We start from the raw sequence: 11,619 nt of genomic DNA on the forward strand, positions 1-11,619 counted from the left end.
GACTACTCCTTCCAGACTTCTTCTATTAAGGGATGGGAACCGATTTTCGGTATTACCTCGGGGCTCGTTGAGAGCTGGGCGTTGGCGCGGATAATAACCTCCCGTCCGGCGCTGCCGTTTCCCAGATGAAGATACACGGAACAGTCCCCGCTGTGCTCTATCAGGGCAGAGCGGAACTCGTAGAGGAGCTCTTCATCGTGAACATCCCGGGATATACGGATATGGATCTCCGATACCGTGGACTCCTTCAGTTCCGCGGGATCGACGATGCGGTCCACCAGAAACTTGGGGTCCTCTTTATTCTTGTCGATTTTTCCTTCCAGGCCTGTTACCATATCCACGCTTACCACATCCCGTAGCTGGGCCCAGGTTTTTGGAAAGAAGATCAGCTCCATGCTGCCGTTAAAGTCTTCGTACATGGCAAAGGCCATCTGATCGCCCTTTTTGGTAATAATCGTCCGCAGAGACTTGATCATCCCCAGCAGGGTATATGTCTTATCCGCTGCGGCATTTTCCGCCCGGGAGACATTGAGGCTTACGCATTTTTTGAAGATATCCCGGTACTTGTCCAGGGGGTGCCCGGAGAAGTAGTTGCCCAGGTTCTCCTTTTCCATACGCAGGAGTTCCATCTGGTCGAACTCCTCCCGGGGATCGAACTCAAAGCTGGACAGGCTGGCTTCATCAGCGGGATCGAAAAGAGATGTCTGGCCGAACTCCCTGCTCTCTTTCTGCTTTATGGTCCACTCCAGTACCTGCTCCAGGTTCCCCAGCAGAGTCGCACGGTTGAGTCCGAAGCGGTCAAAGAGACCCGCCTGAATCAGGGTTTCTATTACCCGGCGGTTGACCAGCTTCAGGTCGATCCTGTCGAGAAAATCGGTAAAAGAGTCGTAGGGACCTTCTTCTTCCCGTATCCGGATAATCTCTTCCACCGCGCCGGTCCCGACATTTTTGATTCCCTGGAGACCGTAGAAGATCTTCCCGTCAACCACGGTAAAGGTCTTTTCCGAAAGGTTTATATCCGGGGGCAGAATCTCGATTCCCATCTCCTTGGTGGAGGTAAGGTAATCGGAGAAGGCGTCGGGACTGTTTATTTCGTTGGTCAGGTTGGCCGCCATGAACTCGGCAGGATAGTTGGCCTTGAGGTAGGCGGTTTTATAGGCCACCACGGAGTAGGCGGCGGCGTGGGATTTATTGAATCCGTATCCCGCAAAGGGTTTCAGCATTTCGAAGATGTCATCGGCGAGTTTCTTGTCGTAGCCCCGGACGGCGGCTCCTTCAAGGAACTCCTTCTTCATCTTCTCCATTTCCTTCTCTTTTTTCTTACCCATGGCGCGGCGCAGTATGTCCGCTTTGCCCAGGGAGAAGCCGCCGATTATCTGGGCGACCTGCATTACCTGTTCCTGGTAGACTATTACCCCGTAGGTGGGTTCCAGTACCTCCTGCAGGTCCGGGTGGGGGTAGCGGATAGGGGCGCGGCCCATCTTGGAGTCGATGTACTGGGGGATGAACTGCATGGGCCCGGGACGGTACAGGGCGTTCAAGGCTATCAGTTCTTCGATACTTGAGGGTTTTGCCTGTTTCAGGATTCCCTGCATACCGGAGCTTTCGAACTGGAAAACCGCGGTACTTTTGCCTTCTCCCAGCATTTTGAAGGTGCTCGGGTCGTCCTCGGGGATTTTTTCGATATCGAAGCCGGGATCAATCTTGTGGATGAGCTTTTCCGTGTTCTTTATCAGCGTAAGGGTTTTCAGTCCCAGGAAGTCCATCTTGACCAGGCCGCACTCCTCCAGCTGGTCCATGGTGAACTCGGTGGAGACCTGCCCTGTCTTGGAGTCCTTGTAGAGGGGTACGTAGTCGGTGAGTTTGCTGCGGCCGATGACCATTCCGCAGGCGTGGGTTGAGGAGTGGCGGTTCATACCTTCCAGAACCAGGGCGGTGTCGATCAGCCGGCGGTAAATGCCTCCCTTTTCCCGGTAATCCTTGAGGCGGGGCTCCATCTCCAGGGCCTTTTCGAGGTTGATCTTGGGGCCGTCGGGAACGAGCTTGCTGATTTCGTTGGATTCGTTGAAGGGTATATCCAGTACCCGGGCGACGTCCTTCAGCACAGCCTTGGTCTTGAGGGTTCCGAAGGTACAGATGGCTCCGACCTTGTCGGCGCCGTACTTGCGGGTAACGTAGTCAATGACTTCGCCCCGGCGTTCGAAGCAGAAATCCACGTCAAAGTCGGGCATGGAGATCCGCTCGGGGTTCAGAAAGCGCTCAAAAAGGAGATTGTACTTCAGGGGATCGATGTCTGTAATCCGCATGGCGTAGGCCACAAGGCTCCCCGCACCGGAACCCCGACCGGGCCCGACGGGGATACCGCTGTTTCGCGCAAAATCAATAAAGTCCCATACGATAAGAAAATAGCCGGTAAACCCCATTCCCTGAATAACGCTGAGTTCATACTCGGCGCGTTTGCGGATCTCTTCTGTTATTTCAGGGTAGAGCCTGGCAAGACCCTGGAAAACAATGTGGCGCATATACTCTTCCGGGCTGGAGAAATCCTCCGGGATTTCGTAATCCGGAAGCAGCGGACCGGGGAGGGGGATCTCGAGACTGCACTGTTCGGCGATTTTCAGGGTATTGGAGATGGCTTCCGGGGTATCCCTGAATATGGCGGCCATCTCATCGGGGGTCTTGAAATAGAACTCCTGGCTGTCGAAGCGCATCCGCTTTTCGTCGGAGACCTTTTTCCCGGTTCCGATGCAGATCAGGATATCCTGAGCTTCGGCGTGGTCTTTTTCCAGGTAGTGAATATCGTTTGTCGCTATCAGGGGAATCCCGGTCTCCCTGGAAAGCTCTATGATCCGGGGATTTACCTGTTTCTGTTCCGGGATACCGTGGTCCTGCAGCTCGAGATAGAAGCCCTCCGGCCCGAAAAGTTCGCGGTAGAACTCCGCCGTCTTTCTGGCTTCTTCGTACTGACCGTTGAGAAGATGCGTCGGAATCTCGCCGGCGAGACAGGCGGAGGTGCAGATGAGCCCCTCGGCATGCTCCTGTAAAAGCTCGTTGTCGATGCGGGGTTTGTAGTAAAACCCATCCAGGTAGCCCCGGGATACCAGGACCAGAAGGTTCTGATAGCCCTGACGGTTCTTCGCCAGCAATACAAGGTGATAGTACTTGTTCTGGTTTTCCGAGCCGCTTTTTACCAGTCTCGATTTCGGTGCCACGTAGAATTCGCAGCCTATGATGGGATTGATTCCCTTGTTTTTGCAGGCCTTGTAGAAGCGCAGGACCCCGAACATGTTTCCGTGGTCCGTAAGGGCCAGGTGTTTCATTCCCAGCCCCGCGGCCTTGTCTACCAGCTTGTCGATACTTGCCGCTCCGTCCAGGAGCGAATAGTCGGAATGGTTATGAAGATGAACGAATTCCGGCATGATTCCCCTCTCGTTTCCACCACTATACCGCTATACGATATCAAGGTAAAGCCAATTAAAACCCGGGAAAAGCAAAAATCGTATTGACAAATACATTCTCCGTACATATATTACACATAGAGTGTAAATAAAACATTGCAAGGGTAATTTTCTTGTGATGGAGGAGTTGATATGAAACGAACTGTATTGATGGTGGTGTTGTCCTTACTGACGGTGTCTCTTCTGAGCGGGTGCATTCATCTGAAGGAATTCACCCAGGAAGAACTGGACAGAATAAGTCTCAATAACACTGTTCAGACAATTCAACCCGTCGGCGTCGCCGCATAGCAGGATACGCTGATCCCTACGGCCGCCGGTTTTTCCATGCGGCGGCCCGTTTTTTCTGAAAAAAGAGTGCATGCTGTGTATAATAGACGGCGAATTGATGTACGTATCGGGATGGAGGACAGGCTATGGGGATTCAGGAACGGAAAGAGCGGGATAAGAAGCGGCGTATCAGCGAGATTATTACCGCTGCCCGGCAGATTTTTATCTCCAAGGGATATACGGATACCACCATGCTGGACATCGCCGAAAAATCGGAGCTGAGTCGCCGTACCCTTTATCTGTATTTCAAGAGTAAAGAGGAGATTTCCTTCGCTCTTATGTACAATGCCTTCAGGGAACTCTATAAACGGATTCAGGCCTCCTACGAGGGGGGCGGAACGGGGATGGAAAAGATCGGACGCCTGAAACGTGCCTACCTCGATTTCTATAAGGATGATTTCGATAACTTCTATTTTACCGTCTATTTCAATGTCAAACTGAATTTGCGCAACATGGAGCAGGAAGATGCCAGGCGCTGTTTTGACGTGATAGAAAAAATACTCTCCCTCTTTGCCGTTATTCTTGAGGAGGGGACCCGGGACGGCAGTTTTCGGCCCCTGAAGGACTTCAAGTTGACCGCACTGGTTCTCGGAGAGATGATTCAGGCCTCCATGCAGCAGGTGGCGAGCCAGTATGAGCTTCTGGAGCGTGCAACAGGAAGAACCCAGGAGGAAATCCTGACCGAGCTCTTCGATTTGTCTATTCATTCCATAATCGCGTAAATGATGTAAAGAATAATTCACACCATGTGTTGATCTTTGCAGCGTATGTTTACCTGAATATCACATAGAGTGCATATAATGCATCAGGAGTTTTTAATGAGCTGGATAACGAAGCATCCAAAGTTTGTGCTTGCCATGACATTGATTATAACTATCATTACCGGTCTGCTCATTCCCGGAATTGTCATTAATAACAGCGTAAGGGTCTTTTTCCCCGATGATCATCCCTCGAATGTGAAACTTGAGCAGCTTGACGAGACCTACGGGAATCAAATACTGATGGTTGTCTCTTTGACTGATGAAGAGAAGGGCATTCTGACCCCGGCGCTTATTAATCATGTTTCAGAGCTGGTGAAAGAAATAGAAACCTATGATTTTGTCGAGGATGTAAAGGCCCTGACCAATACGGACTATCCCGTGGGGACCGAAGAAGGAATGGAGGTCGGTCCCCTCATCCCCAGGGATTTCTCCGGAAGCGGCGAGGAGATCGAAGAGATCCGCCGCAGGCTGATGGACTGGCCCCGGATGTACAGAAAAATGGTCTACAGCGATGACTTGAAAGCTACCCAGCTGATCATTTCAATTGACTATGATCATGAGGCCAGGGACCTGGATATCCTCTATTCAAAGGTCGTATCCCTGATCAGGGAGAAAGGTCTTTCCGGTGTCGAGTATCGCATGGCGGGACATCCGGTCATAACCCAGCGGGCCAGGGCATACATGTATCATGATCTTCTGATCCTGATTCCAGTAGTCCTGGCGGTCATTCTTACGATTCTCTTTCTGGCCTTTAAACGGCCCCGGGCGACGCTGCTTCCGGTAATCACTGTCGCAATTGCAACCGTCTGGACCTTCGGTGTAATGGCCCTGGCCGGGATCGAGTTCACCATTATCACCACGTGTCTGCCGGTTCTGTTGATCGCGGTGGGCAGCGCCTACGGCATCCATGTTCTAAATCATTATTACGATGAACTTTCAGAGACGGATTCCGGGCTTGAGCACACTGAACTGGTCGCCAGGTCTGTTCGAAGGGTAAGCAAGCCTGTGCTCATGGCAGGCCTTACCACCATTGCCGGCTTTATGTCCATCGTAACCTCCCGGATTGTTCCCCTGCGGATGTTTGCGATTTTCTCTTCCCTGGGGACTCTTTTTTCCCTGATTCTGGCAATGACCTTTATTCCGGCAATACTGTGCCTCAAGCCGCCCAAAGATCATGCAAAGATGCGCGACTCCGGCCATGCAGCTGAAATGCGGGAGCGCTTCTATATAAAGATCTTCAGCTATCTGCGCAGCCGTAAACCGGCGCTCCTTCTGGGAACCGTGATCATTATCGCTTTTTCGATCTACGGTCTGACGCAGATCGATATCGAGAGTTCGATGCTCGATTACTTTCCAAAGCAGAGTACCATGCGGCAGCATAACGACTACATTGCAAAGACGTTCAGCGGTACCAATATCTTCAGTCTTGTCATCAAAGGAGAGAAGTCGGGGGATCTTGCCAGGCCCGAGATTCTGAAGGTCATGGATGACCTGAAAACCTATCTGATCGAGCATCATGAAAAAATCGGCAAGATTATATCCTACTCGGATTTTATCCGGCGGATGAACATGATAATGAACTACCCCCCCGCGGAGGTTCCGGCGGACGGCGACGTTGTCACGCCTGTGGAGTCCTCATTTTCCTCAGACGACGACGTGGAATTTGCGAGTTTCTTCGACGACGCTGAACCGGAGGAGGATGCCTCGTTCTCGAGTTTCTTTGGCGAAGAAGATTCCGGGAAAGGGGCCGCGGGAGAGGTGGTTTCCACAATAGCTGAAAAGAAGGAATCCCCCTTTCCCTACGAACAGTATGCAAAAGAGATGACGTACCGCGATTTTCTTGAACTCATCAGTGAAGCGGCCCTGGAGAAATCCGGCACTGAGCTGACCGGAGGTGAGCTTGTTACGCTTATCCAGCGAAGGTTCAACTATCGCGGAGCTGCCTTCGACGAAATTCCCTGCGATCCCGGCAGATATCCGGTGGAAACCCGGGAGGACCTGGCCGATCTGATCAGCCAGTACCTGCTGCTCTATTCGGGCTCCCTGGATGAGTTTGCCGATGACGCGCTTGAACCGACTGAGGCCTGCATGACGATACAAATGACCAATAACGCCACCGGACCTGTAGCCGAGGTCATCAAAGACGCCAGGGCCTTCGCGGAACGGAATTTTCCCGATGGGTATGTGCTCGAAGCGGGGGGTACCGCCGAAATGGAGCTGGCGCTGACCAGGATGGTCACCAGTTCACAGATAGTGAGTCTCGTCGTGGCCCTGGTCATCGTTTTCATCATCATTGCCCTGGCCTTCCGCAGTATCCTGGCGGGATTGATCGGCTGTGTTCCTTTGAGCATGGCGATTCTGATCAATTTTGGAATCATGGGGCTCACCGGCATCAATCTCGATATTGTTACATCCCTTATAGCATCCATCGCGATCGGTATCGGAGTGGATTATACGATTCACTTTATGACCAACTATCACGAGGAACGGTTAAAGAGCGGCGATCTGCAGCAGGTAACCAGGAATTCCCTGAAGCTCTCCGGACGGGCAATCCTGATCAACGCGCTGGCGGTAGGTCTCGGCTTTGCGGTGCTGCTGTTCTCTGGTTTTGTCGTTCTGCGCTATATCGGCCTTCTTGTGGCGATAATAATGGGAACTTCATCCCTGGCGGCACTGGTTCTTCTGCCCATTATTCTGAATACCTTCCGCCCCTCTTTCATGACCCGGAAGTCAGGCGGGAAGCAATAACACAGCACTATCTTTTTTAGGAGTTAACAAGATGATCAAAAGAATCGCAGCAGTTGCAGCAGCAGTAATGATCCCCTTGAGCCTCTTCGGGCTGGACGGTACAGAGATCGCCCGCCGGGCTCATGATATTGAGGATGGGGACACAAGTCACAGTGCGGTACAGATGGACCTTATCGAGAGTGACGGCGAAGTAAAAAGCCGGCTTATCGAGGAATGGGGCAGGGATGAGGGAGACCTGACATCCATGGTAATGGTCTTCCGAAGTCCCGCGTCAGTCAAGGATACCCGGTATCTGCAGATTGAGAACGAGAACAGGGACGATGATAAATGGATCTATCTGCCGGCCCTGAAGCGGGTGAGGCGTATCGCGTCTTCCGAAGGAGACAAATCCTTTATGGGTTCTGATGCGACCTACGACGACATGGAAACACGGGAAGTGGAGCGGGACCATCACGAGCTTCTGCGGGAAGAGCGCTTCGAGAAATGGGATTGCCATGTGGTCAAGGCCTGGGCCAAGGACCCTGAAGACAGCCAGTACTCCTACCGGATCACATGGTTCGATACAGCGAGTTTTGTTCCGGTAAAAGTCGAGATGTACGATAAGCAGGAGACGCTTCTCAAAGTGCTCAGTGTCGAGGTGCTGGAGCAGGTTCAGGGCTACTGGACTCCGCTGCAGACTCTGATGGAGAACGTCCAGACCGGTCACGCCACCAGGCTTACCTTCAAGAAGATTGTCTATGACGAGCCCCTGCCGGATGCGCTCTTTTCCACCTCTTTCCTGGAAACCGGACGCGTCCGCTAGGGAGGAACGGGATGAAACGAATCTTTACAGCCGTGGTGCCGGTATGTATTTTGGCTTTTGTTCTGATCGTGCCGGTGTCAGCGGATGATTTCAGCTTTGATGAAATAGAAGGTTTTGACGAGGAGGGCGCTGTTACAGGCGCCCTCGAGATAGACGGAGAGCTGATCTTCCGCACCCGTGCCTATGTAAGCGAAAAAGCCCTGGAGGATGCCGGCGACCTGTCGGCGGAGGGAGATTCCCTTGAGGCCCTGCCCGGCGCACGAATCAATTTCAGTTATGCCGCGGAAAAGGCCGATATCTTCGTCAACCTTTACGCCGATCGTGCAAAGCTGGCTGAGCATCCGGAAAAACTGCTGGATGAAGCCTGGTTCCGCTATTACGGCAAGGGGTATGAGCTTGAAGCCGGTCTGATGAAAGTCGTCTGGGGTAAGGGCGATCAGCTGCATGTCGTCGATTTCCTGAATGCGGATGATCTTTCCGACGCGGTAAACCCGGATTATCTTGACCGGCGACTGGCGACTCCGATGATAAAGCTCAACCTCTATCCCGGGGAGAGAGGAAAACTGGAGATAGTCTTCCTGCCGACGCTGAGGGCAGACGAGATACCTCTCGAGGGCCCCTGGGCGCCCGGGGATGCTCAGGCCCTGGCCGGATACGCGGAAACCCTTGTTGATAATCTTGATCCCGATCCCTCCGGACTGGCAGATTTTCTGGACGGTGATGCCCTGTATCCCGATACTGATACCCTGGACTATTCCCAGGCTGCCCTGCGATATACCGATACCGTCGGGGCCCTGGATTGGGGCGTCAGCTACTACTATGGCTTCCTGAAACAGCCCTCAGTCAAGGTAAGCTTTGTGGATCCCCTTGATCCGGCAACCGTGAACGGACTGAAGCTCTCTTACGACCGGGTAAATGCCTTCGGTCTGGAGGCGGGAGCTGTCTTCGGCGGCTTCAACATGCGGGGTGAGTCGGCCTTGTATCTGAGCGAGGATGCAGACGGAGACGATCCCTATGTTCACAACAGCAGAATGAGCTGTCTGGCCGGCTTCGATCGGGATCTGCCCTTCAGTAATATGAATATCAATCTTCAATATACCGGGAACCTGGTTTTGGATGACCGGGAGATCGTCCGTTCGGATGATGTGGATTACGATCCCGACGGTCGCTACTTCAGGCAGCGACTGATCCTGAAGCTCACCGACTCCTGGGACCATGAGATGCTCAAACCGGAACTCAAGGGGATATATACCTTCGAAGACCGGGACTATCTGATTGCTCCTGGAATCGTATTCAAGCCGGCGGACAATTTCGAAGTCGAGCTCCAGGCAGGCTTCTACGGTGGCGAAGAGGATTACACCGATCTGGCGCAGTACGATGATGCGGATTACGTCGAACTTGGATTCACCTGCGCGTTCTAGGAATTATCGCCCCTTTCTGCCGCCCGGCGCAACTTCCCTGTTCTTCTGCAGGCGGAGGACGCCGGGCTTTTTTACGCCCCCCGGGGCTATTTCAGAAGCTGCCGTACCGAGCGGAAGCGTCTGATCATGACATCGCTCTCTTTCCGGATCTGCCGTACGAACTCATTCCCGTCAATCGTGCCCAGAACGGCGGTTTTTTCTGCCTCGTTCTGGAAGTTTACTGTCCTGAAGGGGTCGAGAAAATCTTTGCTGCGGCTTTTATAGACCTCCCCGGCAATCTGCTCCTGAATCTGTTCCGCCGCGGTAAAGAGTCTTTGCCATCCCGGGGCATCAGGGATATTCCCTTCGAGCAGAAGAAAGCAGGCCCAGGCGTCCCGTATTTTTTCCGCCGGATAGGTCTTATCCCACTTTTCACAGCGACGATGGATATCCTGCCATCCCGCCAGGTTTCCGCTGCGGATCTCGTCCCGCAGGAGGTCGACTTTCCGCTCCGGAACCAGCTGTCCTCCCATGTTGATCCATTCCAGGGGATCCGCCGTATCCGTATCGCCGGGAAGCCCGGCGATCAAACCGGCTCCTTTTTCTTCCAGACCGGGCAGAAGGGTGCTGGCGATGTAATAGAGAAGCATTTCCCGGTAGGCCTGTCGTGCCGCAGCGGCTTTCAGAATCCGGACTCTCCGCCGGGATCGTTCCACCAGGCCCCGGGGAGCTTCCAGGTTGTCGGCTTCCCCCGTCGGATCCCACTGGTCAAGAAGTTCCAGGGCGGATCGGATTTCCGCGGCCGTGTCGGGGGCCAGAAAATCAAACTCCAGGTGCTGACGGGGCTGTATGCGCCTGTCCCTGGCGGCATATTTTCGCGAGTTCCGGACCAGGGCATACATGTTGTAGTTCCACCAGAAGGCGGGGATTATATCAAGGCACCCGTCATGTTCGTTGTTGTTCACCAGGGAAAAGGGAAGGGGGATGTCCAGTTCCGACGGATAGCTGCCCTTGGCGATCAGGGTGAAGGAGGCGAATCTGGAGGGGTGCTTCAGGCTGACGTTCAATCCGGGCCAGAAGCCCCTGCCCGCATGAAGTTCGTTGTCGGCGCTCCGGCTGTTGTGATTCGATCCTACGGTTGCCCCGGCGGCCAGATTGCTCTGACCCATGAGCAGGGATGCGATAAGGAAGGAGTTGTTGTGGTGCTGCTCGTGAAAGGGAAAAATCAGGCTGTTGGAGACTTCGCAGCAGGCAATGGTGGAGTTGTCTCCCACAAAACAGTGGGAGAGACGCAGCCCCTTTGTGAGCGTAACATGGGAGGCCAGAACGAAATCCTCCGCCATTGCTCCATCGAGAATGCTGCATCCGGGACCGGTAATACCCCTTCGCAGTATGGTACCGAAGCCTATGCTGGTCGGCTCATCCCCGGAAGAATCAATGCTCAGGTCCTCCAGTACATCCGCTCCCCTGATTCGGCAGAAGCTGCCGATTCGCAGATCGATCAGGCTGCGGCAGCCCTGGATAAAGGTGTTTTCGCCGATTTCTCCCCTGTCTGATCCGCTGAAGGAGCGGTCTGTAATCTCTTCCAGGCGCCGCATCAGCTCTGAATCCTCCCGGTAACGGGACCAGAGAAAGGCGTCTGATCCCGTCATTCCGGGGAAGGGCGGTACCCCGCGGTCTCCGGCTTCGTTGATCAGGGAGATGCGCCGACGGGAGGATTCTTCCTCGCCGGGATTGCGTATTCCGCAGCCGAATTTTGCTCCGGGGCGGGTATAGATCTCCTGTATATCCGAGAGGATGCATCCCTGCCCCAGGTTGAAATTTGCGCAGTACGCCAGGTTTCTGATTACCGTCTGCCCTCCGATGCGGCAGTCGCGGATTTCGCTGTTGCAGATTCCGACCTCCAGCGTCCTGCCGTCATGACTCCGTCTTTCCGGATGGAGGCCCTGTATCCTGATCTCTCCGCTGAAGCTGGTGTTTCTGATCAGGTCGGGAAAAAAAGGATCGCAAACAAAAAAGGTGCTCCAGTCTTCCACCCTGTTACCGTTGGCAAGGAGCTGCTTTTTCTCTTCCGGGCTGAGCTGCCGGTATTCCTCCGGACCAGGGTTCCGTATAGTCATCTG

General features: G+C 53.7%; 7 protein-coding genes. 5 read left to right on the plus strand and 2 right to left on the minus strand.

Features of this window, described 5'->3' with window-relative positions:
- Positions 1–2: 2 nt before the first annotated feature.
- The gene (dnaE, locus tag B4O97_RS00710; protein WP_083047313.1) at positions 3–3,419 is read right to left on the minus strand and encodes a DNA polymerase III subunit alpha; all 3,417 of its coding nucleotides are present in this window, start codon (positions 3,417–3,419) and stop codon (positions 3–5) included.
- Between the two features lie 171 nt (positions 3,420–3,590).
- Here dnaE and B4O97_RS19410 point away from each other — a divergent pair, with 171 nt between their 5' ends.
- From B4O97_RS19410 to B4O97_RS00730, 5 genes are all read left to right on the plus strand, one after another.
- A complete protein-coding gene (locus B4O97_RS19410) occupies positions 3,591–3,746 on the plus strand; it encodes a hypothetical protein (protein WP_158084082.1) in 156 nt (51 codons plus the stop codon).
- A gap of 125 nt (positions 3,747–3,871) precedes the next feature.
- On the plus strand, positions 3,872–4,507 hold the full coding sequence (locus B4O97_RS00715) for a TetR/AcrR family transcriptional regulator (RefSeq protein ID WP_083047315.1): 636 nt from the start codon (positions 3,872–3,874) through the stop codon (positions 4,505–4,507).
- Between the two features lie 96 nt (positions 4,508–4,603).
- Positions 4,604–7,294 (plus strand): efflux RND transporter permease subunit, encoded by a 2,691-nt coding sequence (locus B4O97_RS00720; protein WP_083047317.1) that lies wholly within the window; start codon positions 4,604–4,606, stop codon positions 7,292–7,294.
- Positions 7,295–7,325: 31 nt separating this feature from the next.
- Complete coding sequence (locus tag B4O97_RS00725) at positions 7,326–8,096, plus strand: outer membrane lipoprotein-sorting protein (protein ID WP_083047319.1); 771 nt, start codon at positions 7,326–7,328, stop codon at positions 8,094–8,096.
- 11 nt (positions 8,097–8,107) lie between these two features.
- Positions 8,108–9,517, plus strand: a complete 1,410-nt coding sequence (locus B4O97_RS00730) for a hypothetical protein (RefSeq protein ID WP_083047321.1) — start codon at positions 8,108–8,110, stop codon at positions 9,515–9,517.
- An 86-nt stretch (positions 9,518–9,603) separates the two neighbouring features.
- Here B4O97_RS00730 and B4O97_RS00735 read toward each other — a convergent pair whose 3' ends face one another.
- Positions 9,604–11,616, minus strand: a complete 2,013-nt coding sequence (locus tag B4O97_RS00735) for a DUF4954 family protein (protein WP_083047323.1) — start codon at positions 11,614–11,616, stop codon at positions 9,604–9,606.
- Positions 11,617–11,619 lie beyond the last annotated feature (3 nt).

Source organism: Marispirochaeta aestuarii (genome assembly GCF_002087085.1).
GTDB classification, from domain to species: domain Bacteria; phylum Spirochaetota; class Spirochaetia; order JC444; family Marispirochaetaceae; genus Marispirochaeta; species Marispirochaeta aestuarii.

What these genes read in the sequence shown, in the direction of transcription:
- B4O97_RS00715 (WP_083047315.1), top strand. Translation starts at nt 3,872, where the DNA reads ATGGGGATTCAGGAACGGAAAGAGCGGGATAAGAAGCGGCGTATCAGC.
- dnaE (WP_083047313.1), bottom strand. Translation starts at nt 3,419, where the DNA reads ATGCCGGAATTCGTTCATCTTCATAACCATTCCGACTATTCGCTCCTG.
- B4O97_RS00725 (WP_083047319.1), top strand. Translation starts at nt 7,326, where the DNA reads ATGATCAAAAGAATCGCAGCAGTTGCAGCAGCAGTAATGATCCCCTTG.
- B4O97_RS19410 (WP_158084082.1), top strand. Translation starts at nt 3,591, where the DNA reads ATGAAACGAACTGTATTGATGGTGGTGTTGTCCTTACTGACGGTGTCT.
- B4O97_RS00720 (WP_083047317.1), top strand. Translation starts at nt 4,604, where the DNA reads ATGAGCTGGATAACGAAGCATCCAAAGTTTGTGCTTGCCATGACATTG.
- B4O97_RS00730 (WP_083047321.1), top strand. Translation starts at nt 8,108, where the DNA reads ATGAAACGAATCTTTACAGCCGTGGTGCCGGTATGTATTTTGGCTTTT.
- B4O97_RS00735 (WP_083047323.1), bottom strand. Translation starts at nt 11,616, where the DNA reads ATGACTATACGGAACCCTGGTCCGGAGGAATACCGGCAGCTCAGCCCG.